This window comes from Rhodopseudomonas telluris (assembly GCF_042432815.1).
Classification (GTDB): domain Bacteria; phylum Pseudomonadota; class Alphaproteobacteria; order Rhizobiales; family Xanthobacteraceae; genus Rhodopseudomonas; species Rhodopseudomonas telluris.
Genome location: NZ_JBHLWM010000005.1, coordinates 584,131 through 607,232 on the forward strand (window position 1 = coordinate 584,131; position 23,102 = coordinate 607,232).

The 23,102-nt window shown below is 65.2% G+C and carries 20 protein-coding genes; 5 read left to right on the forward strand and 15 right to left on the reverse strand.

The genetic code is table 11. The features are described 5' to 3' along the window. Positions 1–7: 7 nt before the first annotated feature. Together ACFFJ6_RS14245 and ACFFJ6_RS14250 are read right to left on the reverse strand one after the other, a co-directional pair. On the reverse strand, positions 8–1,504 hold the full coding sequence (locus ACFFJ6_RS14245; RefSeq protein WP_378388769.1) for a hypothetical protein: 1,497 nt from the start codon (positions 1,502–1,504) through the stop codon (positions 8–10). 126 nt (positions 1,505–1,630) lie between these two features. Continuing rightward, complete coding sequence (locus ACFFJ6_RS14250) at positions 1,631–2,587, reverse strand: hypothetical protein (RefSeq protein ID WP_378388770.1); 957 nt, start codon at positions 2,585–2,587, stop codon at positions 1,631–1,633. A 218-nt stretch (positions 2,588–2,805) separates the two neighbouring features. Between ACFFJ6_RS14250 and ACFFJ6_RS14255 the strand changes: the two genes are divergently transcribed. Continuing rightward, the gene (locus ACFFJ6_RS14255; RefSeq protein WP_378388772.1) at positions 2,806–3,417 is read left to right on the forward strand and encodes a glutathione S-transferase family protein; all 612 of its coding nucleotides are present in this window, start codon (positions 2,806–2,808) and stop codon (positions 3,415–3,417) included. Between the two features lie 46 nt (positions 3,418–3,463). On the opposite strand, the gene ACFFJ6_RS14260 is transcribed toward ACFFJ6_RS14255, so the two are convergent. Both ACFFJ6_RS14260 and ACFFJ6_RS14265 read right to left on the reverse strand, forming a co-directional pair. Then, positions 3,464–4,354 (reverse strand): NAD(P)/FAD-dependent oxidoreductase, encoded by an 891-nt coding sequence (locus ACFFJ6_RS14260; protein WP_378388774.1) that lies wholly within the window; start codon positions 4,352–4,354, stop codon positions 3,464–3,466. Between the two features lie 9 nt (positions 4,355–4,363). Beyond that, positions 4,364–4,804, reverse strand: coding sequence for an RrF2 family transcriptional regulator (locus ACFFJ6_RS14265; RefSeq protein ID WP_378388776.1), 441 nt, complete (start codon positions 4,802–4,804; stop codon positions 4,364–4,366). A 67-nt stretch (positions 4,805–4,871) separates the two neighbouring features. Between ACFFJ6_RS14265 and ACFFJ6_RS14270 the strand changes: the two genes are divergently transcribed. Further along, positions 4,872–5,195 (forward strand): DUF2798 domain-containing protein, encoded by a 324-nt coding sequence (locus ACFFJ6_RS14270; RefSeq protein ID WP_378388778.1) that lies wholly within the window; start codon positions 4,872–4,874, stop codon positions 5,193–5,195. A gap of 17 nt (positions 5,196–5,212) precedes the next feature. Here the strand turns inward: ACFFJ6_RS14270 and ACFFJ6_RS14275 are convergent, their stop codons facing one another. The 5 genes from ACFFJ6_RS14275 to ACFFJ6_RS14295 all read right to left on the reverse strand — a co-directional run bounded on the left by ACFFJ6_RS14275 (position 5,213) and on the right by ACFFJ6_RS14295 (position 10,950). Further along, on the reverse strand, positions 5,213–5,710 hold the full coding sequence (locus ACFFJ6_RS14275; RefSeq protein ID WP_378388780.1) for a TPM domain-containing protein: 498 nt from the start codon (positions 5,708–5,710) through the stop codon (positions 5,213–5,215). Positions 5,711–5,720: 10 nt separating this feature from the next. Further along, positions 5,721–6,632: a TPM domain-containing protein gene (locus ACFFJ6_RS14280; RefSeq protein WP_378388782.1), complete on the reverse strand. Its 912-nt coding sequence runs from the start codon at positions 6,630–6,632 to the stop codon at positions 5,721–5,723. Between the two features lie 16 nt (positions 6,633–6,648). Then, a complete protein-coding gene (locus ACFFJ6_RS14285) occupies positions 6,649–7,257 on the reverse strand; it encodes a LemA family protein (RefSeq protein WP_378388784.1) in 609 nt (202 codons plus the stop codon). Between the two features lie 198 nt (positions 7,258–7,455). Next, positions 7,456–9,786 carry a xanthine dehydrogenase family protein molybdopterin-binding subunit gene (locus tag ACFFJ6_RS14290; protein ID WP_378388786.1) on the reverse strand — a complete coding sequence of 777 codons (2,331 nt, stop codon included), beginning with the start codon at positions 9,784–9,786 and terminating at the stop codon, positions 7,456–7,458. Between the two features lie 288 nt (positions 9,787–10,074). Further along, positions 10,075–10,950, reverse strand: a complete 876-nt coding sequence (locus ACFFJ6_RS14295; RefSeq protein ID WP_378389695.1) for a dihydrodipicolinate synthase family protein — start codon at positions 10,948–10,950, stop codon at positions 10,075–10,077. A gap of 132 nt (positions 10,951–11,082) precedes the next feature. On the opposite strand from ACFFJ6_RS14295, the gene ACFFJ6_RS14300 reads away from it, so the two are divergent. From ACFFJ6_RS14300 to ACFFJ6_RS14310, 3 genes are all read left to right on the forward strand, one after another. Then, a complete protein-coding gene (locus tag ACFFJ6_RS14300) occupies positions 11,083–13,209 on the forward strand; it encodes a S9 family peptidase (protein WP_378388788.1) in 2,127 nt (708 codons plus the stop codon). 162 nt (positions 13,210–13,371) lie between these two features. Further along, positions 13,372–14,667 carry an O-acetylhomoserine aminocarboxypropyltransferase gene (locus tag ACFFJ6_RS14305; protein WP_378388790.1) on the forward strand — a complete coding sequence of 432 codons (1,296 nt, stop codon included), beginning with the start codon at positions 13,372–13,374 and terminating at the stop codon, positions 14,665–14,667. A 3-nt stretch (positions 14,668–14,670) separates the two neighbouring features. Next, on the forward strand, positions 14,671–15,453 hold the full coding sequence (locus ACFFJ6_RS14310) for an alpha/beta fold hydrolase (protein ID WP_378388792.1): 783 nt from the start codon (positions 14,671–14,673) through the stop codon (positions 15,451–15,453). A 196-nt stretch (positions 15,454–15,649) separates the two neighbouring features. Here ACFFJ6_RS14310 and cbbX read toward each other — a convergent pair whose 3' ends face one another. From cbbX to ACFFJ6_RS14340, 6 genes are all read right to left on the reverse strand, one after another. Next, on the reverse strand, positions 15,650–16,564 hold the full coding sequence (gene cbbX / locus ACFFJ6_RS14315) for a CbbX protein (RefSeq protein ID WP_378389696.1): 915 nt from the start codon (positions 16,562–16,564) through the stop codon (positions 15,650–15,652). A gap of 11 nt (positions 16,565–16,575) precedes the next feature. After that, positions 16,576–16,998, reverse strand: coding sequence for a ribulose bisphosphate carboxylase small subunit (locus ACFFJ6_RS14320; protein WP_378388794.1), 423 nt, complete (start codon positions 16,996–16,998; stop codon positions 16,576–16,578). 12 nt (positions 16,999–17,010) lie between these two features. Further along, positions 17,011–18,468 (reverse strand): form I ribulose bisphosphate carboxylase large subunit, encoded by a 1,458-nt coding sequence (locus tag ACFFJ6_RS14325; protein WP_378388796.1) that lies wholly within the window; start codon positions 18,466–18,468, stop codon positions 17,011–17,013. A 192-nt stretch (positions 18,469–18,660) separates the two neighbouring features. Then, entirely contained in the window at positions 18,661–21,282 is a 2,622-nt protein-coding gene (locus tag ACFFJ6_RS14330) for a PAS domain S-box protein (protein ID WP_378388798.1), read from the reverse strand. 86 nt (positions 21,283–21,368) lie between these two features. Next, positions 21,369–22,223, reverse strand: a complete 855-nt coding sequence (locus ACFFJ6_RS14335; RefSeq protein ID WP_378388800.1) for a response regulator — start codon at positions 22,221–22,223, stop codon at positions 21,369–21,371. An 18-nt stretch (positions 22,224–22,241) separates the two neighbouring features. Further along, entirely contained in the window at positions 22,242–22,928 is a 687-nt protein-coding gene (locus tag ACFFJ6_RS14340) for a response regulator (protein WP_378388802.1), read from the reverse strand. Positions 22,929–23,102 lie beyond the last annotated feature (174 nt).

The window sequence follows — 23,102 nt, forward strand, 5'->3', positions numbered from 1 at the left end:
CAGCGGATCAGCGCGGCGCTACGAAGCACATGCCGATGGGAAACGCCTTGGCACCGCGGACCGGCTGGCAACTCAACCCGGCCGCACAGGTCCAGTTCCGGAAGCTCGGATCGACGATGCCGGCATGAGACAAACCGCAGGAAGCGCCCCAGCCATTGCGCGGGCCATCGCCCGCGGCGGCCGTGCCGCGCAGTTCCGGCCGATCGCTGAAGCCGCGCGCGTAGTTAGGCGAGCGCCCCTCCCCCACCGCGGCGACGATCGCGCGGCGGCGGTCCTGGTCGGCGATGAAATGCGGCGATCCGGCAGCGGCCGCGCGACGCGCTGGATCGGCCGTCCAGTCCACGCCGGGGAAATGAAAGCCGCCGATCCCGAGGGTCTGGTGGCAGCCCGAACAAGTGATGTCGTTGAGCCGCCGCTCGAAGCCTGCCGGCGAACGAACCGATTGCAGTTCAACTCCCCGATCGGCGGCGCGTTGCAGGGCCGCGACGATGTCCGCATCGCTGATCAGGGGATCGGACGTCGCCGGGCCGACCAAGCCTGCGGCCGGCCGCTCCGACGCATGGGAAAAGGCTGTCGGCGTCGCGGCGATCGCGCCGCGGGCCAGATAGGCGTCGGGGATGATCAGCGTGCCGCGATCGAACGCGGTGAGTGTGTCCGGCTGCAGCAGCCAGCGCTTGAACGCCTCCCCCAGATCATGATCGGCCAGCAGACGATCGCGGTCGATCTGGTTTTCCATCGGCGCAGCTTCGTAGCGGCCGCTCGTCCGATCGAAGCGAAACACCTTGAGCAGATAGTCCGCGCCAAATGCTCCGGCTGCCGCATTGCGCTGGATTGCGATCTGCAGGTTGATCTCGAGCCGATCGATGGCGGCAGGCCCGAGCGGCGCCAGCGGACCCTCCGCAGCCAGCAGCCGCCGCGCGCGATCGGCGCCAACTTCCGGCCATGCCTCCGCCGCGAGCCAGCGCTGCGCAACCTCGCGGCAGGTGAGCGCATCGCCTGCGCCGCGGGCGCGCAACACCAAGTTCAAGGTCATGGGCAGCCGTTGCGCGCCGTCATTCGTCTCCTGGACAGGCCGATAGATCAGCCGGATCTCGCCGCAACCGTCGACGGCCACATAGCCGCGATCCATCCGGTTGACGATGCCGGCAAGCATGAAGCGCGTCGTCGGCGCTGCCAGTTTGTCACGATCGAACAACGTCCATTCGGAGGCGGGGCGCGTCAGCTGATAGCGCTGAAATTCATCGTCGAGCGCCATGCGGAGCGCGCTGACGGTCGGCGATGCGAACAGCCGAGCATTGTCGAGGGGACGTGGTGGCCTCGCTTCGCCTGGCTGCGGGTCCAGCATCTGTCCCAAGCCGAAGCCAGGGTGCGGCGACGCTTCATTGCGATGGTCGCGCAGATCGAGTTCGCGCAGCGTATGCGGATCCGTGACGGTCAGCGCACGCGACGACTCTTCGGCCGCTCCCGCGACGAGCGGGACGAGACCGCCGATCAGCGCGATCAATCCAAGCAGGCGTCGCACGCGGCCATGCTCCCTGAACGCTGCCGGTGCAGCACTATGCTAGGAGCCTAAAGCAAAAGGGCGCAGCGTGTCTGCCACGCCGCGCCCTCGCAAAGCATTTCGTGATGATCAGCGGGCGACGATCAGGCCGCGGCTCGTCACCACCACCCAGCGCCCGTCCTGACGACGGATCGCGTCGACCCGGCCAAGGCCCGGCAGCGGGTCGCCGGCATAGACTTCGAACGTGCCCTCGCGGCCGACCACCACCGCGGCTCCATCATAGACATCGCGCAGCACCCAGCCATCGACGGTCGGCAGGCGGCCGACATCGTTCGGCCTGGGCGCGGGCTTCGGCGACACCGAACCGGTCACGTCCTGGGAGGCCGAAGCCACTTGCGTCGGGGCGGGCGCGGGCTTTTCGACCTGCGCGGTCCGCAGCTTCTCGACCGTCTCGGTCAGCTTGGCGATCTTCTGCGCCGGCTCGGCCTGCGCCTTCTCGATCTTGTCCAGCCGGTCGGCGGTCTTGCCGAATTGCGCGCTCGCGCTCTTGTTGGCCTGATCGACGCTGGCCTTGAGCGCGGCGAGCTCACCCTGCAGCTTGCCCAGTTGATCGTCCAGCGCCTGGGCTTGTGTCTGCGCTTGCTTGGTTGCGTCGCCGCCGCCGAAATGGACGAACCCGGCATTCGTTAGCGCACCGGCGGCCGCGCCGGCGAAGGCCGCGAAGATCACCGCCACGGCGACCATCGCCAGTTGGCGCTTGTTGTGCGGCCGGCCGGCGTTGGCAGGTTCGTCCGGCGCTTCGACTTCAATCTCGTCGTCCCAGTTGCGATACCAGTTCTCGTGGCGGGACGGCGCCATGATGGTGACCTTGCCGAGGCGATCCGCATCCCGCGCGGCCGCAGCGTTGTCCTTGCGCCGCTCGACCTGATTGGAAGCGGCGGCTTCCTTGCCGGGCTCAGAAGACGCTTCGGTCCCGGCTGCGTTCACAGCGTCGCTGTCGTTGCCGTCAACCGCACCCGCTCCGGACGACGCAACGCCGGCGCCAGCCTGGTCTTCGCTGATGGGCTCTTTGCGATGCTCGTCCACGTCACAATCCTCCTCGTCCGCTTGACCATTCGGTAACTTTGATTACTTGCGAATTCGTTACTTCCCTCGGTGCTTACCGAAATTTCATGAATCACAAATCTCGGCACGCAGTGTGGCGCGCACGGGCCATCGCCGCGCGGCTTTGCGCCGCACGCCGTCTCGCGCTAGGACAGTCACCGAGCACGGCGCAGCAAGTCGCCGGGACAGGGGAGACGACCATGAAGCTTTACGATTCGATCGGACCCAATCCGCGCCTGGTGCGGATGTTCATTGCCGAGAAGGGACTGACGATCCCGACACAGACCGTCGACATCCGCTCCGGCGAAAACCGCAAGCCCGAGCATCTGGCGCGCAATCCGCACGGGCAGACGCCAACTCTGGAACTCGACGATGGCAGCTTTTTGTCGGAGATCACCGCGATCTGCGAATATCTCGAAGAGATCCATCCGACGCCGCCGCTGATCGGCGCGACGCCGAAGGAACGCGCCGAGTGCCGGATGTGGACGCGGCGGATCGACCTGACGATCTGCGAGCCGCTAGCCAACGGCTTCCGCTTCAGCGAGGGGCTGAAGATGTTCAAGGATCGCGTTATGTGTATTCCCGAAGCCGCACCGGGCCTGAAGAAGATCGCCGCCGACCGCCTGCAGTGGATGAACACGCAGATGCAGGGCAGGGAGTTCGTCTGCGGCTCGCGCTTCACCCTGGCCGATCTGTTGCTGTTCGGCTGGATCGAGTTCGGCAATCAGGTCGGCCAGCCGCTGGACCCGGCCAACACCGTGCTGGCCGATTGGCACCAGCGCGTCGCGGCGCGGCCTTCAGCGAAGGCCTGACCTTCACGAGTGGTGGCGGCGTTCGGCGCCAGACGGCTCGATCGGCTCACGCATCGGGCCACACCAACGACCGATGCAGACTGGCGCCGGCCCACGCGCCGTCTGCGACGGCCAGCGACAGCGAATGCGGCACCCGTGCCGCATCACCGCAGGCGAACGCCCCGGGCACGCTGGTCTGCTTGGCATCGTCGGTCTGGATTTGCGTGCCGAACGGCGTCTCGCTCAACGCGCAGCCCAGCGACTGCGCGACCGGCGTCGCCGGAGCGTTCCGCGAAGCAGTGAAGATGCCGGCGAAGGGCAGTCGGCGGCCGTCGCTCAGCACGACATCGGCATGGTCCTCGATCCGCGCGATCGGCGTTTGTTCGATCGTCACGCCTCGGGCGCCGAGATCGGCGCTCACCGCTTCATCGGGCACGACGGCGCCGTTGGTGAACAGCGTGACCTCGCCCCATTCCGGAAGAAGCTGGGCCTGATGCAAGCTCATCAGGCCGGTGGCGATCACCGCGATGCGGCCGCGGTCGAGTTCATAGCCGTGGCAATACGGACAGAGAAAAACGCTGACACCCCAGCGTTGCTGCAGGCCGTCGATCGCGGGTAGCGTATCGGATACGCCGGTCGCGAACAGCAGCCGTCGACCGCTGTACTGGGCGCCATCGCGTAGTCCGACAGTGAACTCATCCTTTTGTCCGGACGCGACGTCGGCCACGCCATCGATCCAGTTCAACGTCTGGTAGGCTTGAAGCTGGCGCCGCGCCGAGGCGGCGATCTCCGCGGGATCGGCGCCGTCCTGTCCGAGAAAGCCGTGCGAGTGCGCGGCGAAGCGATTGCGACGCTGACCGGCGTCGATCACCAGCACGCTGCGGCGCGCGCGGAGAAGCTGAAGCGCCGCGGCCATGCCTGCGTAGCTGCCGCCAATGACGATGACGTCGTATTGCATGTCGATCCTTTAACTGCGGGCGCGATGCGCCGCGTGGCGCCGGTTGAAGTCAGCCGAGAGCTTCGCCAGCGTCACCTTGGCGAAGCGCTCGAGCAGCATCGACTCGGCCTCAGCGAACGCGCCGTCGAGCGCGGCGTTGACGGCCTGCTCGACGAGACACTCCGGCGTCCCGTTGCGGTTGCCGATCGCGAAGATCGCAGGCTCACCAAGCGCGTCGTGCAGGTCACGCAAGGTGACCGTTGCGAGATCGGCACTGATCAGCCAGCCGCCGGCCGGGCCACGCGCCGAGGTCACGAGGCCTGCGTCACGCAGCAACCCCATCGTGCGCCGCACCACCACGGGATTCGTGCACATGCACGCGGCCAGCGTCTCGGACGTCATCGGCTCGTTCTGCTGCGCCATATGCAGCAGGGCATGGAGCACCGACGACAGGCGGCTGTCTCTTTTCATGTAACTTCGATTATTACGATTCGGATGCGCTTGCAAGACGCCTCCGCTGGTCGGATCTCAATCGGGCGTGATCGGGGGCAGCATCGCGCGCAAGGTCCGCGATGTAGTTGGCACGGAGCTTGCTGCGCCGGAGGCGATCCAGGACAAGGTTTTGATGGCGATGCTCGGCATTCCCAGACGGTTCAGCCACTTCGTTTACGCGATCCTGCAGTCGGGGATCACTACCTCGGTGGCCTCACTGATCGCCAGCGCGCATTTGCTCGGCGACACGGTCTTCGTCACGCATTGGCTGACCGCGTGGGCGGCCTCGTGGATGGTGATGCTGCCGATTGTATTGTTCGCCGCGCCGGTGCTGCGCCGTCTGACGCTGGTGCTGACGACCGACGACTGACGGCGCGCGCCGCCGCCTCAGACTACGACGGGCGCGTCCGGCAGTTCGTTGGTGCCGGTGCTGTCCTTCGGAAAGTGCTCGACCAGATGCGCGGTGATCAGCTCGATGCCGCGCAGCACGCCGGCTTCATAGCGACCTTCGCGGAAGGCTCCCTCCATCTCACGGCAGATGCTGTCCCAGGTGCCCTCGTCGACGCGCGCATGGATGCCGCGATCGGCGATGATCTCGACGTCGCGGTCGGCCAGTAGCAGATAGATCAGGACGCCGTTATTGTGTTCGGTGTCCCAGATCCGGAGCTGCGAGAAAATGTCGAGCGCGCGCTCGCGTGCGGGCTGATCGCGAAATAGCGGCGCGTTGTCGAGCGCGCCCTCGACGACGAAGCGGATCTGCCCGCCGTGCCTCGTCTCACTGTCCTTGATGGCGCGCTCGATCCGATCGAACGCGGCGGGGGGAAACGCGCGATAAACCTTCCCGCGGCTGGTGAAGAGATGCTTGCCGATGCGCCGGATGCCCATGCCCGCCTCCTCACCAGCTGCCGGAGGCGCCGCCGCCTCCGAAGCTGCCGCCTCCACCGCTGAAGCCACCGCTGCTGCTGCTCGAGCCGCTCGACCAGGACGAGCCGCCGCCCGACCAAGAACCGCCGGATGAGCCGCCGCGCCGGCCGGACGGCATCGCTCCGCTTCCGAACAGATCCATCACCAGCGTCAGGACGAACGCGGCCACGCCCGCCAACAGCGAGAGAAACCACACCAGTCCGAACGCCCAGGCGGCGATGGCGATAAGCCCGCCGGTCAGCGCCGACGCCACCATTCGGCCAAGCATCGGCTGCAGGAAGCCGTTGACGAACAACGTGCCGAACAACAGGGGAATCGCCCAGCCGGAGAGTTGGTCGAACGATTCCGGCGCCGCCCATTCGTGCTGTGGCTCCGGCGTCGGCAACGGCTCGCCGTCGATCACGCTCATCATGCGGTCGACGCCGGCCTCGATGCCGCCCGCTAAATCGCCGGCCTTAAATTTCGGCGTGATGATCTCGTCGATGATGCGCTTGGCGGTGACGTCGGGAAGCGCACCTTCGAGGCCATAGCCGACTTCGATCCGCAGCTTGCGATCGACCTTGGCGACCAGCAGGATGGCGCCGTCGTCGACTTTCTTACGGCCGATCTTCCACGCCTCGGCCACACGGATGGAGAACTGCTCGATCGCCTCGGGCTGCGTGGTCGGCACGATCAGCACCGCGATCTGGCTGCCCTTGCGATCCTCGAACGCCTTCAGCTTCTGATCAAGCCGCGCGATCGCGTCGCTCGACAGCGTGCCGGTCTGATCGACCACACGACCGGTCAGCGTCGGCACAGCCACGTCCGCGCGCGCGAATTGCGCGGACGCCGCCATGACGAAGCCCAGCAGCAGCGCGATAACCGAAGCCCGCACGGCGTTCATCGCCGCAGTCCCGCGCTTACTTGGCCGGAGCCGGCGTCGGCGTGAAGTCGACCTTCGGCGCGGTCGAGATGTCTTTCTCGTTCTCGACCGTGAAGTTGGGTTTTTCCTTGTAGCCGAACATCATCGCGGTGAAATTGGTCGGCACCGACCGAACCGTGACGTTGTAGGCCTGCACCGCCTTGATGTAGCGATTGCGCGCCACCGTGATGCGGTTCTCGGTACCCTCGAGCTGGGCCATCAGGTTCTTGAACAGCTCATCGGATTTGAGCTGCGGATAGTTCTCGGTGACGACCAAGAGCCGCGACAGCGCGCCGGACAGCTCGCTCTGGGCCTGCTGGAACTTCTGGAAGGCCGCCGGATCGTTGAGGACTTCCGGCGTCGCCTGGATGCTGCCGACCTTGGCGCGGGCGTTGGTGACGCCGAGCAGCACGTCCTTCTCCTGCTGGGCGAAGCCCTTCACGGAGTTGACCAGATTGGGAACCAGATCGGCGCGGCGCTGATATTGGTTGACCACCTCCGACCAGGTCGACTTCACCTCCTGGTCTTCACTCTGGATGGTGTTGTAGCCGCAATTGGTCAGGCTGAGCGTGGCGAGAGCCGCCAGCACCGTCAGGAACTTCCGCATCGAATCTTCTCCCGGGCGAACCGGCGCAACATAGCACGCGCCGGGCGACAGATTGTCGGTTCTTCGCCGGAATTGGTTCAGATCATCGCGCCACCCCGTCATTGCGAGGACCGCGGCGACGAAACAATCCAGTCTTACCGATCGACATGGATTGCTTCGCCGGCGGCTCGCAGTGACGGAACCAGCGCGGAATGGCCCTTAGGCTGCCTGCGCTGCCTTGGCGTCCTGGATGGCGCGCCAGACCTTCTCGGGAGTGAGAGGCGTATTGAGCGCTGTGACGCCGAGCGGAGCCAGCGCGTCGAGGACGCCGCTGACGATGCAGGGCGGACCACCGATGGCCCCGGATTCGCCGCAGCCCTTGGCGCCGAGCGGGTTGGTCTTGCACGGCGCCGACGGGTCGAGGGTGACGTTGATCGGCGGCAGATTGTCGGCGCGCGGAATGCAGTAGTCCTGATAGCTCGCCGTCAGGAGCTGGCCGTCGTCATTGTAGGCGGCGTTCTCGTACAGCGCCTGCCCGACGCCTTGCGCGACGCCGCCGTGGATCTGGCCGGCGACCAGCATCGGGTTCACCGCGTTGCCGACGTCGTCGACCGTGGTGTAGCGAACAACTCGCGACACGCCGGTTTCCGGATCGACCTCGATCTCGCAGATATGCGCGCCGTTCGGCCAGCTCGGGCCATCGACCTCGCCGGTCGTATCAACGCTGAGCCGCGCGCCCTTCTCCTTGGCGGCGATCTCGAACAGGCTGATCTTGCGGTCGGTGCCCGCGATGGTCAGCGTGCCGCCGGAATACTCGATGTCCTCGATCGAGGCTTCGAGGATGTTGGCGGCCTTCTCGCGCGCCTTGGCGATCATGTCGACGGTCGATACAGCGACGGCGGTGCCGCCGACAAACAGCGAGCGCGAGCCGACGCTGCCGAAGCCCTGCGCCAGATCGGTGTTGCCCTGCACCACGTCGATCTTCTCGATCGGAATGTCGAGGGCCTCGGCGATCATCTGCGAGTACGTTGTCTCCAGCCCCTGCCCCATCGCCTGCGTGGCCGAATGCAGCACGATGCGGCCCTCCGCGGTGGCGTGTAGCTTGACGTTCTCGGTGTGGGCGCGGCCGCCGGTCCACTCGATGTAGCTGGTGACGCCGCGGCCGTAGAGCAGGCCCTTCTTCTGCGCTTCCTTCTTGCGCGCCTTGAAGCCGTCCCAGTCGGACAGTTCGGCAGCGCGCTCCATCAGATGGGCGAAAGCGCCCGAGTCGTACACCTGGCCGACCGCATTGGTGTAGGGCAGCTGCGTCGGCTTGATGTAGTTAGCCTTGCGGATCGCGCGCGGGTCCATCTTGAGCTGGCGCGCGGCGGCGTCCATCAGCCGCTCGATGATGTACACGGCCTCGGGACGACCGGCGCCGCGATAGGCGCCGACCGGCGCGGTGTGGGTCATCACCGCCTTGATGTCGAAATGCACCAGCGGCAGGTCGTACACGCCGGTCTGCACGAACGGGCCGAGCACCAGCGGAATGATCACGCCGGCGCCGGCCAGATAGGCGCCGGTGCCGCCGATGGAGGTCACCCGATAGGCCAGCACCTTGCCCTTGGCGTCGAGCGCGATCGAGGCGGTCGAGGTCAGATCGCGGCCGTGGGTGCCACCGACGAATTCGTCAGTGCGATCGCCGCGCCAGCGGATCTTCTTGCCGAGCTTCACCGCCGCATAGGCCACCAGCGCGTCCTCGGGATAGACGCCGGTCTTCATGCCGAAGCCCCCGCCGATATCGCCGACCAGCACCTGGATCGACTCCTTCGGCCGCTTCAGGATGGCGTCGGCGAGCGCGTCGCGGGTCTGCGCCGGGGTCTGCGACTGCACGTGCAGGATCAGCCGGCCGGTCTTTTTCTCGATCTCGGCGATGGTCGCGCGCGGCTCCATCGCCGACGGGATCAGACGCTGGCTGACGATGTCGAGCGACACGGTGTGGGCGGCCTTGGCGAAGGCCTCGTCGACCTTGGCGGCGTCGCCATAGCTCATCGCCGCGACGATGTTGTCGGGCGCGGTCTCATACACCACCGGGGCGCCGGGCTGGATTGCCGCGGTCGGATCGGTCACCGCCGGCAGCTCCTTATAATCGACCACGATGGCTTCGATCGCGGCCTGCGCCGCATCGCGCGAGGTCGCGATGACCGCGGCGACCGGCTCGCCGACGAACCGCACCTTCTCGTGCGCCAGCAGCCGGCGCGGCGGCAGCGCCATCGGCGAGCCGTCGGGGCGCTTGAAGATCGGCAGGGTCGGAATGGTGCCGATGTCGTCGGCAACGAGATCGGCGCCGGTCAGCACCGACTCCACGCCCGGCATGGCCTTCGCGGCCTCGGCATCGATCGAGACGATGTCGGCATGGGCGTGCGGCGACCGCATGATCACCAGCCACAACGCGCCGTCGGCGGGCTTGTCGTCGAGATAGCCGCCGTGCCCGGTGACAAGACGCTTATCCTCGAGACGCTTGACGGGCTGGCCCGCGCCGAACCGCATGGAGCCGGGAAGAATGTTCATGCCGCTTCCTTCTGTTGCTTGCTTGGTCAGGGTTTTAGCGGAGAACCCGGCGGTACGCCAAGAGGGGGCGGAAATGGCGAGGCGCACGACCTCCCCTCCCCCTTGCGGGGAGGGGTCGGGGGTGGGGGTGCCGCGAGCGAGGCGGTGCGATTGTCGGCACGGGGCGAGCGACAATCTGCAACTCAGAGAGTGCAACTCAAAGAGAGTCTGTGCCTGGGGACCCCGACCCCCAACCCCTCCCCGCAAGGGGGAGGGGAGCGCGCCGCGATACGTGGCGTCCGCTCGAGACTATGCAATCTCCGCGAGCACGGCCTCGACCGCCTTGCGCTCGTCCGCCGTCAGCGCGGCTTGCGGCGGGACAGGGTCTCCAACGTCGTAGCCCTGTAGCGTCAGGCCGGCCTTGATGCAGGCGGCGAGGTTGAATTTGGCGAAGGCTTCATTCACACGCCACAGCCTGCGCTGCAGCGTCAGCGCCTCGTCCCAGCGTTGCGCCTTGCACAGCTCGTACAGCTGCACGCTCTGCCGCGGCGCGATGCAGGCCGGCCCGGCCATCCAGCCGACGCCGCCGATCAGCATCACCGCGGCCGGAATATGCGCCGAGGCCGAGAACACCTGCAAAGACTCGCCGCAGCGGTTGATGATCGACAGCAGCCGCCCGGTGTTGGTCGAGGCATCCTTGATGTAGCGGATGCGCGGATGCTCGGCGAGCCGCGCGATGACGTCGAGCGTCAGATCCGAACGCTGAAATTGCGGATTGGTGTAGATCACCACCGGAACATCGACCGCATCGGCGATAGCGCGGAAATAGCTTTCGATCTGCGCATCCTTCAGTGGAAAATACGCTTCGAGGATCGCCAGGATGCCGGTTGCGCCGAGCTTTTGATACGCCCTCGCCTGCGCCACCGCATCGGCCGTCGAGGTCGACGCCACGCCGGCGACCACCGGCACGCGGCCCGCCACGGCCTCGATCGTCGCTCGCACCACCGCTTCGCGCTGCAGCGCGCCCAGATAGGCGAACTCTCCGGTCGAGCCGAGCGGCGTCAGACCGTGTACGCCGGCCTTGATCAGATCGTCGCACAGCCGGCCAAGCACCTCGCTGCGAACGCCACCGTCCGGATCGAGCGGCGATACCAGATAAGGGAAGACGCCGTGGAATTCGGACATAATCTCAGCCACTTGCACACTCCGCGAAGGTTGGGCCGGCAGCGGAACCGGCCGCGTCCTTTCGACCGCAAACCGGCACGCGCCGCAAGGGCCAAACTCTGCTAAGCCCATTCGCCAACCCACGGCCTCCGCATGCAACGAGACCTGCCCATGACCCAGTCCTCCCGCGACAGCCTGACGCCCCCCGTCGCGCCGCGCCGCCCGCACAGCTTCACCACGCACGGCATCACGCTGACCGACGACTATGCCTGGCTGAAGGACCCGAACTGGCAGGAGGTGCTGCGCGACCCGTCGCTGCTTGAGCCGGACATTCGCAACTATCTCGAAGCCGAGAACGGCTACACCGAGAGCGTGCTCGGCCACACCGACGCGCTGCAGAAGAAGCTGGTCGCGGAAATGCGCGGGCGCATCAAGGAAGACGATTCCAGCGTGCCGCTGCCGGACGGGCCATACGCTTACTTGCGCAAATATCGCGAAGGCGGCCAGCACCCGCTGTACGGCCGCACGCGGCGTGATGGCGGCGAGCTCGACGTGATCCTCGACGGTGACGAATTGGGCAAGGGGCTCGAGTACTTCGAATTCGGCGGGCGGCGGCATTCGCTCGACCACAAGCTCGAAGCCTGGAGCGCCGACACCAAGGGCTCCGAATACTACACCATCCGCGTGCGCGACTGGGCCACCAAGCAAGACCTGCCCGACGTGGTCGAGGAGACCGACGGCGGCGTGGTGTGGACGGCGGATTCGTCGGCGTTCTTCTACGTCAAGCTCGACGACAACCACCGGCCCATGCAGGTGTGGCTGCACAAGCTGGGCACCGCGCAGGCCAATGATCTGCTGGTGTACGAAGAACAAGACTCCGGCTGGTTCACCCATATCCACGAGAGCACCAGCGGCCGGTTCTGCGTCATCGCAGGCGGCGATCACGAGACGTCGGAACAGCGGCTGATCGATATCGCCGATCCGACTGCGCCGCCGCGGCTGGTCGCGGCGCGTGAGCTCGGCGTGCAATACTCGATCGGCGATCGCGGCGACGAGCTGTTCATCCTCACCAATGCGGACGGCGCGATCGACTTCAAGATCGTGACCGCGCCGCTGGCCGATCCGGTGCGCGCCAACTGGCGCGACCTGATCCCGCATCGCGCCGGCATCTACATCATCGACTTCGACCTGTTCTCCGGACACATGATGCGACTGGAGCGCGCCAATGCGCTGCCGTCGGTGACCATCCGCGATCTCGCCAATGGCGACGAGCACGCGATCGCCTTCGACGAAGCCGCCTACTCGCTGTCGGCCTCCGGCGGCTACGAATTCGACACCACGACGATGCGGTTCTCCTATTCGTCGATGACGACGCCATCGGAGGTCTACGACTACGATATGGCGGCGCGCGAGCGCGTGCTGCGCAAGCGTCAGGAGATCCCGTCCGGCCACAATCCGGCCGACTACGTGACCACCCGGATCACCGCCAAGGCCGATGACGGCGCCGAGGTGCCGGTGTCGATCCTGCACCGAAAAGGCCTCGCGCTCGACGGCAAGGCACCGCTGCTGCTCTACGGCTACGGCTCCTACGGCCACGCCATGGGCGCCGGGTTCTCGGCCAACGCGTTGTCGCTGGTCGATCGCGGCTTCGTCTATGCGATCGCGCACATTCGCGGCGGCGCCGACAAGGGCTGGGGCTGGTATCTGGACGGCAAGCGCGACAAGAAGACCAATTCGTTCGACGATTTCGCCGCCAGCGCCCGCGCGCTGATCGCGGCGAACTACACGTCGGCCAAACGCATCGTCGCGCATGGCGGCAGCGCCGGCGGCATGCTGATGGGCGCCGTCGCCAACCGATCCGGCGATTTGTTCGCCGGCATCGTCGCCGAGGTGCCGTTCGTCGACGTGCTCAACACCATGCTGGACGACAAGCTGCCGCTGACGCCGCCGGAATGGCCGGAGTGGGGCAACCCGATCCAGAGCGAGGCGGACTTCAAGACCATCCTGTCCTATTCGCCCTACGACAACGTCGCCGCGAAAGACTATCCGGCGATCCTGGCGATGGGCGGCTTGACCGATCCGCGCGTCACCTATTGGGAGCCGGCCAAATGGGTGGCCCGGCTGCGCGCCACCATGACGGGCGGAGGCCCGGTGCTGCTGCGCATCAACATGGGCGCCGGCCACGGCGGCGCCTCCGGTCGCTTCAGCCGCCTCGACGAGGTCGCCATCGTCTACGCCTTCGCGCTGTGGGCGGTGGGCCTGGCTGACGAGCAAGCGTGAGCGTGTCATAAAGCCCGCAATACACCCTCTCCCCGTCATTGCGAGCGCAGCGAAGCAATCCAGAAGCGCCGAGCACCGAGCCCCTGGATTGCTTCGTCGCTTCGCTCCTCGCAATGACGGAGCCCAACTAACGAACACACCAGGAAACAACCCGAGCACATCATGGCCGCACCCAAACCGCCCGGATTTGAAACCCTCAGCCTGCACGCCGGGCAACATCCCGACCCGATCACCGGCTCGCGCGCGGTGCCGATCTATCAGACGACGTCCTACGTGTTTCAGGACACCGACCACGCCGCCGCGCTGTTCAACATGGAGCGGCCCGGGCATCTGTACACCCGCATCTCCAACCCGACGATCGCCGTGCTCGAAGAGCGCATCGCGGCTTTGGAGAACGGCGTCGGCGCGGTGGCGACGGCGAGCGGCATGGCGGCGCTGCATCTCGCCATCGCCACGCTGCTGAACGCCGGCGATCACATCGTGGCGTCGTCGTCGCTGTATGGCGGCACGATCAACCTCTTGGCGCACACGATGCCGCGGTTCGGCATCACCACGACGTTCATCAATCCGCGCGATCATGCAGCACTGCAAGCGGCGATCCAGCCGAACACGCGGCTGATGATCGGCGAGACCATCGGCAACCCCGGGCTCGAAGTGCTTGACATTCCGAAGGTCGCGGCGATCGCGCACGAGGCGAAGATTCCGCTGCTGATCGACAACACCTTTGCGACGCCCTATCTCAGCAAGCCGATCGAACTCGGCGCCGACATCGTGATGCATTCGGCGACCAAATGGCTCGGCGGCCACGGCATCGCGATCGGCGGCGTGCTGGTCGATGGCGGCCGGTTCGACTGGCGCGCGAGCGGCAAGTTTCCGACGCTGACCGAACCCTATGCGGGCTATCACGACGTCGTCTTCGACGAACAGTTCGGCCCGCCGGCCTTCGTCATCCGCGCCCGGATGGAAGGCCTGCGCGATTTCGGGGCGTGTCTGTCGCCGACCAATGCATTCCAGCTGCTGCAGGGCATCGAGACGCTGCCGGTGCGGATGGATCGCCACGTCGCCAACACCAAGGCGGTGCTGGAGGCGCTGCAGGCCAACAAAGCTGTCGACTGGGTACTGCATCCGACGCTGGAGAGTCATCCGGACTACGCGCTGGCGCAGCAGCTGTTGCCGAAGGGCGCCGGCTCGATCATCTCGTTCGGCATCAAGGGCGGTCGCGAAGCAGGACGGAAATTCATCGAGGCGCTGCGGCTGACCAGCCATCTCGCCAATGTCGGCGACGCCAAGACGCTGGTGATTCACCCGGCCTCGACGACGCATCAGCAGATGAGCGCCGAGCAACTCACCGCCGCCGGCATCGGCGAAGAGCTGATCCGGCTGTCGGTCGGCATCGAGACCGCCGACGACATCATCTCCGACCTGGCGCAAGCGCTGCGCGTTTCGCAGAAGGGCTGAGCCATGCAGATCAAGGTCAACGGGACAGACACCTTCCTCGCCACCGGCGGCAAGCCGTTCGACGCGTCGCTACCAGCCGCCGTGTTCATCCACGGCGCCGGCTTCGATCACTCGGTGTGGGCGCTGCAGACGCGCTGGTTCGCGCATCACGGCTTCGCCGTACTGGCGCCCGACCTGCCCGGCCACGGCCGCTCCGGTGGCGAGGCGCTGAAAAGCATCGCCGAGATGGCCGACTGGATCGCCGCGTTGCTGGATGCCGCTGGCGCGCAGCCCGCCAAGCTGATCGGCCACTCGATGGGCTCGCTGATCGCGCTGGAAGCCGCCGCGCGGCATCCAGCCAAGGTGGCGTCGCTGGCGCTGATCGGCACCACCTCGACGATGGCGGTCGGCCCCGATCTGCTGAAAGCCGCCGAGGCCAACGACCCCGCGGCGATCGCGATGATGACGATCTGGGGTCTCGGCCCCGATGCCGAAATCGGCGGCAACCTCGCCCCCGGCCTGTGGATGCACGGCGGCTCGGTGCGCGTGCTCGAAGCCAACAAGCCCGGCGTGATCTTCAACGACCTGTCGGCCTGTAACGACTACAAGGACGCGCTGACGGCCGCAGCGAAGCTCAGTGTGCCAACACTCTTCATCCTCGGCGAGCGCGACATGATGACCCCGACCAAGAACGGCAAGACGCTGGCGGCCGCGATCGCAGGATCGCGCACCGTGATCCTGAAGGGCGCCGGGCATACAATGATGGTCGAGCGGCCGGACGAGGTGCTGAAGGCGCTGCAGGCATAAGCAAAGCCTTAAGTTCGTCATTCCGGGGCGCGCGCAGCGCGAACCCGGAATCCATAACCACCGAAGTCGCTTTCGCGCACCGCGTCGCGACGCCGACCTCAAAAGCAAGTAGAGGGAATATGGATTCCGGATAGTCTCGCTTCGCGAGCCTTCCGGAATGACGAACGAGAGGTCGATCGCGTGGGCTTGTTGCAGCTCACGCCCCCTCCCCCTTCCCGAACACCCGGCTCGCCAGCACGTCACCGGCTTCGATCGTCATCAGATCTTCCGCGCTCAGCGAGCGGTCGAGGTCGGCGATCAGGCGGTTGGCCTGGCGGAGGCGGATGCGGTCGAGCGCGTTGCGAATCGAGCGGGCGTTGGCGAACAGCGGCTGGGTCTTGCGCACCGCGATGTAGCGTTCGAACGCGGCGCGCGCGTCCGGGTCGAAGTGATAATTCTGGTCGCTCAGCATGCCCTCGGCGATGCCGAGGAGCTCGCCGTCGGTGTAGTCCGGAAAATCGATGTGGTGCGCGATCCGCGAGCGGAAGCCCGGATTGGACGCGAAGAATTTCTCCATCCGGTCCGCATACCCGGCGAGGATCACCACCAGATCGTCGCGCTGATTCTCCATCACCTGCAACAGGATCTCGATCGCTTCCTGGCCGTAGTCGCGCTCGTTCTCCGGGCGATACAGATAGTACGCCTCGTCGATGAACAGCACGCCGCCCATCGCCTTCTTCAGCACTTCCTTGGTTTTCGGCGCGGTGTGGCCGATATATTGCCCGACCAGTTCGTCGCGCGTCACCGAGACAACGTGGCCGCGGCGGACGAAGCCGAGCTTGTGCAGGATCGAGGCGATCCGCAGCGCCACCGTGGTCTTGCCGGTGCCGGGATTGCCGGTGAATGACATGTGCAGCGTCGGGTTGCCGGTGGCGAGCCCCATCCGCTTGCGCAAGCGTTCGACCAGCAGCAGCGCCGCAATCTCGCGGATCCGCGTCTTCACGGGCTTCAGCCCGATCAGCTCGCGGTCGAGCTGGTCCAGCACCTCGCCGATGCCGACGGCATCGAACTCGGCGCGGAGGTCGACGCGCTCAGGTGGCGCGTCGCTCTCATTGGTCGCTGCGGGCGTCATCGTGTCCACGATCAGCCTCCGTAGCGTCGGCCTTCGGGCTTATCGGCCGAATAGGCGCGCGTGGTGTAGCGCATGTTGCGGCCGTCAACTTCCTGGCGGTCCAGCCGGAAGCCGGGCTCCTCCTTCGGGCGGTTGACGATGAAGGACAGCCGCACCGATTCCCAGCCGTGCGATGAGTCGAACGCCGACAGCCGGATGTAGCGGTCGCCGTACACCTTGCGGCATTCGTTCAATTCCATCATCACGCCGGCGGCGTCCTGCAGATCGAACATCGGCAGGCCCCACATCTCCCAATAGGTATTGCGGGGATGCGGATCGTCGGTGAATTCGAGGTTCACCGCCCAGCCCTTGCCGAGCGCGTATTGCACCTGCGCGGCGATCTGCTCGTCGGTCAGATCGGGCAGGAACGAGAAGCAGCCTTGGGTCAGTCGCATGGGTTCTGCTCCTTAGACCGAAACCGACGGGGTCGGCGCGTAGTCGGGGGTGTCGGTGGATTCATAGTTGAAGGTCACGTTCTTCCAGGTGTCGAGCGCGGCCTTCAGCGGCGTGCAGGTCTGCGCCGCCTTCGCCAGAATCTCTGGCCCCTCATGCACGTAGTCGCGCCCCTCGTTGCGGGCGAGGATCATTGCCTCCAGGGCAACGCGGTTGGCGGTGGCGCCGGCTGCGATGCCCATCGGGTGGCCGATGGTGCCGCCGCCGAACTGCAGCACGACGTCTTCACCGAGCAGATCGAGCAACTGGTGCATCTGGCCGGCGTGGATGCCGCCGGACGCGACCGGCATCAGCTTGTTGAGGCTGGCCCAATGCTGATCGAAGAACACACCGTGTTCAAGCTGCATCGGGTTGTAGTCTTCGCGGCAGATGTCGTAGTAGCCCTTCGTCGTCGCCGGATCGCCCTCGAGCTTGCCGACCACGGTGCCGGCATGAATGTGATCGACGCCGGCAAGCCGCATCCATTTGGCAATGACGCGGAACGACACGCCGTGATTGCGCTGCCGCGTATAGGTCGAATGGCCGGCGCGGTGCAGATGCAGGATCATGTCGTTCTTGCGCGCCCACTTGGCCATCGACTGGATCGCCGTGTAGCCGATGACGAGATCGATCATCACGATGATCGAGCCGATCTCCTTGGCGAATTCGGCGCGCTCGTACATGTCCTCCATGGTCGCCGCGGTGACGTTGAGGTATGTGCCCTTGATCTCGCCGCTCGCCGCCTGCGCCTTGTTGACCGCCTCCATGCAATACTGGAAGCGCTCGCGCCAATGCATGAACGGCTGCGAGTTGATGTTCTCGTCGTCCTTGGTGAAGTCGAGACCGCCCTTCAGCGCCTCATAAACGACGCGGCCATAGTTACGGCCCGACAGGCCGAGTTTCGGCTTAACGGTGGCGCCGAGCAACGGACGCCCGAACTTGTCCATACGCTCGCGCTCCACGACGATGCCGGTCGCCGGGCCCTGGAAGGTCTTCACATAGGCGATCGGGAGCCGCATGTCCTCGAGCCGCAGCGCTTTCAGCGGCTTGAAGCCGAACACGTTGCCGATGATCGACGCGGTGAGGTTGGCGATCGAGCCCGGCTCGAACAGGTCGAGGTCGTAGGCGATATAGGCGAAGTATTGGCCGGGCGCATTCGGAACCGGATCGACTCGGTAGCACTTGGCGCGATACTTCTCCGCCGCGGTCAGGCGGTCGGTCCACACCACCGTCCAGGTCGCCGTCGAGCTTTCGCCGGCGACCGCCGCGCAGGCTTCGATCGGATCGACGCCGTCCTGCGGCGTGACGCGGAACAGCGCGATGACGTCGGTGTCCTTCGGCTCGTAGTCGGGCTCCCAATAGCCCATCTTCTTGTATTCCATCACGCCGGACCGATAGCGGTCCTTGCCGCGGATGGTGACTGACTCGTTCATGTCGTCCTCCTTCAAAGCCTGGCAGGCCGTAGCCACAGGATGTCGGATGCCGTTGTGGACGCCGCTCACGAGGCCCGCGTCCGGTCGGCATCGCGAATGCGTTGCAGGGGGACTTTGATCACGCGGGCAGAAATAAGAGAAATTTCATTATCTTCGCCATCATCAAAGTAAAACTTATATGGCGATGAACGGTCAGGCGATCTCTTGCAGCGCTTCGAGCTGGACCAGCGCATTGTCGATCGCTTGATGAAGCGCCGCATAGGCGAAGGGGATGTCCTGCGCGCGGTCACTGCAAGCCGTCTCCATCCGGCGGCACGCTTCCGCGAGTTGGCCGAAGCCGAGCTGGCCGGCGAGCGATATCGCCTTGTGGGAGATCGCTCCAAGTGCCTCGCGTGCCGCGAGATCGAATACGTGATGATCGAGCGAGCGCGGGTCGACGTCGCGCGGCCATTGCGCCCTGATCCGCGCAATCGTCTCGCAGAGCTGAGCCGCAAACCCCGCGATCACTTGCTCGTTTGCGAACAGCCGGAGATCCTCGAGCACGTCCTGATCACAGACCGGCTGGTCGATCTCGACGGCAGACGGCGCCAGCGGCACCTCCGCAATTCCTCCCTCGATCCATCGGCAGACACAGGCGAGCAGTTCGGCACGATTGATCGGCTTGCCGAGATGATCGTCCATACCCGCCGCCTTGTAACGCGCCACCTGTTCGGGGAGCACGTTCGCCGTGAGGGCGATGATTGGCACAGAGCTGAGGCCGTCGCCCAGCGCGCGGATGCGACGGGTCGCTTCCATGCCGTCCATCTCGCCCATCTGCACGTCCATGAAGATCAGGTCGTAGCTGCGGCCGCAGGCCATCGCGATCGCCGTGCTGCCGCTGTCCGCGAGATCGACCTCGTGTCCCACTCTCCCCAGCATGGTCTTGCAGAGATCGCGGTTCATCTCGACGTCATCGACGATGAGGATGCGCGCTCTCCGGCTACTCTGAACCGGGGTATCGTGCCGCTCGATGTCGATCTGCTCGGCGATCGGCAAGTCGATTTCGAAGTAGAAGGTGCTGCCGAGGCCCGGCTGGCTCTTGATCTTCAGGTCACCCTGCATCGCTTGCACGATGCGTTGCGAGATCGCCAGACCGAGACCGGTGCCGCCGTATTTGCGGGAGATCGTCTCGTCAGCCTGGCTGAACCGCTTGAACAACCCTTTCTGCTCGTCCTGCGAGATCCCGATGCCGGTGTCGGTCACCGCAATCCGCAGACGGGCGACGTTGTCGACGCGCGAGATGCAGGAGACCACCAGTTCGACCGAACCGGCCGCGGTGAATTTAACCGCGTTATTCATCAGGTTCAGCAAGACCTGTCGCAGACGGGAGGCATCGCCGAGCAGCACCGGCGGGGTGGCCCGCGCCGTTGCGACCAGCTTGAGCCCCTTCTCGTCAGCCTTCGGTTCGATGATCGACGCGCAATTGGCGATGAGTTCGTTGATGTAGAGCGGCTTGCTCTCCAGCTTGACGCCGCACGCCTCGATCTTCGAGAAGTCGAGAATGTCGTCGATGATCACACGTAGCGAATCGCTCGCCTCGAAGATGCGCGTCACCTGCCGACGGGTGTCCGGGGCAAGCGTCTGATCTTCGAGCACGAGATCGGCATAGCCGATGATGCCGTTGAGCGGCGTTCGGATCTCGTGGCTCATATTTGCCAGGAAGTCCGCCTTGGCGGCACTCGCATGCTCCGCACTTGCCCGCGCCGCCTTGAGCTCGTCCTCATACTTCAGCTGCTCGGTGAGATCGATGGCGATGCCGAGCACGCCCAGATTTGTGCCGTCTTTGGTCCGCAGCAGGCTGAGTGTCAGCCTTGTGGGAATGCGGTCGCCGTATTTGTCGATATAGGTCCAGACCGCCGTGTCCGGATCATTGCGGGCGAGGCGCGCCTGAAGGACGCCGAGATTGGAGGCGACATGAACACCCTCCTGTCTCATTGCTTCCGCCCGCTCGGCGAGCTCATCCGGATCGTGAAACAGCATCGCCGTCGCACGGCCGATCAATTCCTCGGCTTTGTAGCCCAGCATCCGTTCGGCCGCCGGATTGAACAGGGTAATCGTTCCCGCGACATCGGTGGCAATCACCGCATAGGCCGCGCGCTCCAGGATTGCGGCTTGCAGCGTCGAGGTCTTTTCGAGCTGCGCGGTTCGCTCGGCAACTTGCCGCTCGAGCGACGCGTTGAGGTTGTGAATCTCCCGCTCGGCCTGGACGAGATCGGTGATGTCGCGCGCCGACGCCGCCATTCCGATCAACTCACCATCGTCGGCCCGGATCGGTGAAATGCTCACGGCGACGTCGACCAGCTCGCCATTCGCCTTCTTTCGCTTCGTCCAAAGATAGGCAAAAGACGTTCCGTCCCGAATGCCGGCGAGCATCTGCTGCTCTTCCTCGCGGAGGTCATCGGGAACGATGAGTTGGCTGGCATTCCGGCCGATCGCCTGCTCGGCGGTGTAGCCAAACAGTCGCTCCGCCGCCTTGTTCCAGCTCAGCACTATGCCGTCCATCGACGTGCCGACGATCGCATAGCTGGAGCCTTCCACGATCGCGGCCAAATGCATGTACTGACGCGTACGGGCGTTGCGGCGCTCCAGTCCCGCCAAATGCAGCTCGATCAATCCGGCGATCAGGAGGCCGATCGCGAGCGAACTCACGAGTATCCACCACGGAATATCGAGCGCCCAGGTACCGAATGTTTTCCAGGATAGTGTATCCTCGGAGGCGATGCGTCCGGCCACGAGGCTCAGAGCAACGATCACCGCCACCCCGCCGAGGCGCACGATTGAGCGCCCGCTTCTGCGCTCGGGCAGACGCCGGCTCGGCATCGGGGCGCCTTCGAACTTGCGCTTTGCGGGATCCAGGGGGGTCACGTCTGCGGCCTGTCCTCGGCGATCGGATCCACCCTTGGTCCAGGGCAGCAGTAACGCTGAATCGTCTCAAACAACGCGCTGACGTCGAACGACTTTTTGAAGATGCCGATTGCCCCCGGATAACCCAGCACATCGCGCGTCAGCAGCTTCCCGGTGGATTCGTCGATGTCTCTGCCGCTCAGGACAATCACCGGGGTCTGCGCAGTCGCCGGATTGCTCCGGAGCCGGGTGATCAGAAAGCCGGCGTCGCCTTCCGGCATGTGATAGTCCGTCACCACGACGCTCGGATACTGACCGGCGGCAAGCCGCAGGGCGCGCGCCGCATTGGACGCATAGAGCACCTCGATGCCGAGCTTCCTCAATCGGCTCGCGAGGAACTCGCCGATCTGCTCGTCGTCATCGACCACCAGCACCCGCGGCCGCGTCGGTACTTCGCCCGGGGCCCTTGTCTGTGGGCCGGTCTCTGCGGCGATCGCTTCAGCCATCTGGGGAAAGATCTGTATCAGCGCGCGACCGATGTCCTGCCAAAACGCCGGTCGCTTGCAGGCGTAGAACATCCCCATCGCTTCGCAGCGTTCCAGCGTTTCGGCGCTCGAGATGCCCGTGACCACGATGACATCGACGGGCGGCCCTCCCGGCTCCAGCAGATGGAAGGATGCCGTGAGGCCATCGAGCTCAGGCATGTTGACGTCGACGATGATCAGATCCGGCGAGGTCCGTCGCGCCTTCAGCAGCATCTGCAGGCCATTGGCTGCGGTATCGACTTCGAATCCCATTTTCCGGCAACGCGTCGACAGCGCGGCCAGAATCGCCGGATCATCGTCCGCAATCAGAATTCTGCGCGCATCCATTGGTTTCTCTCCGGGTTCTCATTCAGCTCTGGTTGCGGTGTCGCGATCGAGCTGTCCCAGCAATGCATCAAGGCGGAACAGAACGTCCGTGCGGGTCGCGAGACCGCGCGCAAAGCTGTCGAGCTCTCGCTCCAGACAGGCTGCTGCTTCACTGATCGCCTCATATCCGTAGAGCCCGGCGACCCCGACGAGCTTGTGCACGACGTCGCGCATCGGCACGGAGGTGTCACCCGCTACGAACGCGCAGCGGAATTCCCGAAGACTGGACTTGTCATCCTGGAGCCGGCGGTCGATGGAAATCTCGGGAAGCTCGACGTTCCCCTGATCCGCCACGGCGAGATCGAGATATCTGCGGACGTTGCTGACGAGTTCACGCAGATTGAACGGCTTGGCGATGACGCCCGAGACGCCGCGCGATACGAACTGCTCGATATGATCCAGTCGGCTGCGGGATGTGGTGAAGACCACGGGAATTCCCATGGTACTTGCCCGATTACGTAGTCGTTCGAGCAATTCGAAACCATTGACGCCAGGCATCGAGACGTCGCTCAGAATCAAGTCCGGGAGCCATTCCGCCGCCGCGCGCACGCCCTCTTCGCCGGAAAGACAGCCTTTTGTTTCGAGGGTTGGATCGACTGACAGCACCGCGGCGACGATTTTCAGCATCGCCGGATCGTCATCGATGTGCAGAATACGACTCCTCACAGACAAGCCCCTATGCCCGTAGCGCAGTTGTCGATTGGTCTGATCGAAACAATTCGATTAGTTTACAAATTACATCGATCGCGCGAACTCTGGTCGTTTGCACGCTAATTTACCGTTTAAATGAGGGTGATTCTTGCTGCAGAGGAAGCCATTTCGCTTGTTACTCGTCATAGA

Bases quoted from the DNA above. Each gene is read 5' to 3' on its own strand.
- ACFFJ6_RS14275 (WP_378388780.1), bottom strand. From the start codon at position 5,710: ATGGGCATCCGGCGCATCGGCAAGCATCTCTTCACCAGCCGCGGGAAG.
- ACFFJ6_RS14305 (WP_378388790.1), top strand. From the start codon at position 13,372: ATGGCCGCACCCAAACCGCCCGGATTTGAAACCCTCAGCCTGCACGCC.
- ACFFJ6_RS14260 (WP_378388774.1), bottom strand. From the start codon at position 4,354: ATGCAATACGACGTCATCGTCATTGGCGGCAGCTACGCAGGCATGGCC.
- ACFFJ6_RS14320 (WP_378388794.1), bottom strand. From the start codon at position 16,998: ATGCGACTGACCCAAGGCTGCTTCTCGTTCCTGCCCGATCTGACCGAC.
- ACFFJ6_RS14285 (WP_378388784.1), bottom strand. From the start codon at position 7,257: ATGCGGAAGTTCCTGACGGTGCTGGCGGCTCTCGCCACGCTCAGCCTG.
- ACFFJ6_RS14295 (WP_378389695.1), bottom strand. From the start codon at position 10,950: ATGTCCGAATTCCACGGCGTCTTCCCTTATCTGGTATCGCCGCTCGAT.
- ACFFJ6_RS14265 (WP_378388776.1), bottom strand. From the start codon at position 4,804: ATGAAAAGAGACAGCCGCCTGTCGTCGGTGCTCCATGCCCTGCTGCAT.
- ACFFJ6_RS14280 (WP_378388782.1), bottom strand. From the start codon at position 6,632: ATGAACGCCGTGCGGGCTTCGGTTATCGCGCTGCTGCTGGGCTTCGTC.
- ACFFJ6_RS14290 (WP_378388786.1), bottom strand. From the start codon at position 9,786: ATGAACATTCTTCCCGGCTCCATGCGGTTCGGCGCGGGCCAGCCCGTC.
- ACFFJ6_RS14310 (WP_378388792.1), top strand. From the start codon at position 14,671: ATGCAGATCAAGGTCAACGGGACAGACACCTTCCTCGCCACCGGCGGC.
- ACFFJ6_RS14300 (WP_378388788.1), top strand. From the start codon at position 11,083: ATGCAACGAGACCTGCCCATGACCCAGTCCTCCCGCGACAGCCTGACG.
- ACFFJ6_RS14255 (WP_378388772.1), top strand. From the start codon at position 2,806: ATGAAGCTTTACGATTCGATCGGACCCAATCCGCGCCTGGTGCGGATG.
- ACFFJ6_RS14335 (WP_378388800.1), bottom strand. From the start codon at position 22,223: ATGGATGCGCGCAGAATTCTGATTGCGGACGATGATCCGGCGATTCTG.
- ACFFJ6_RS14325 (WP_378388796.1), bottom strand. From the start codon at position 18,468: ATGAACGAGTCAGTCACCATCCGCGGCAAGGACCGCTATCGGTCCGGC.
- cbbX (WP_378389696.1), bottom strand. From the start codon at position 16,564: ATGACGCCCGCAGCGACCAATGAGAGCGACGCGCCACCTGAGCGCGTC.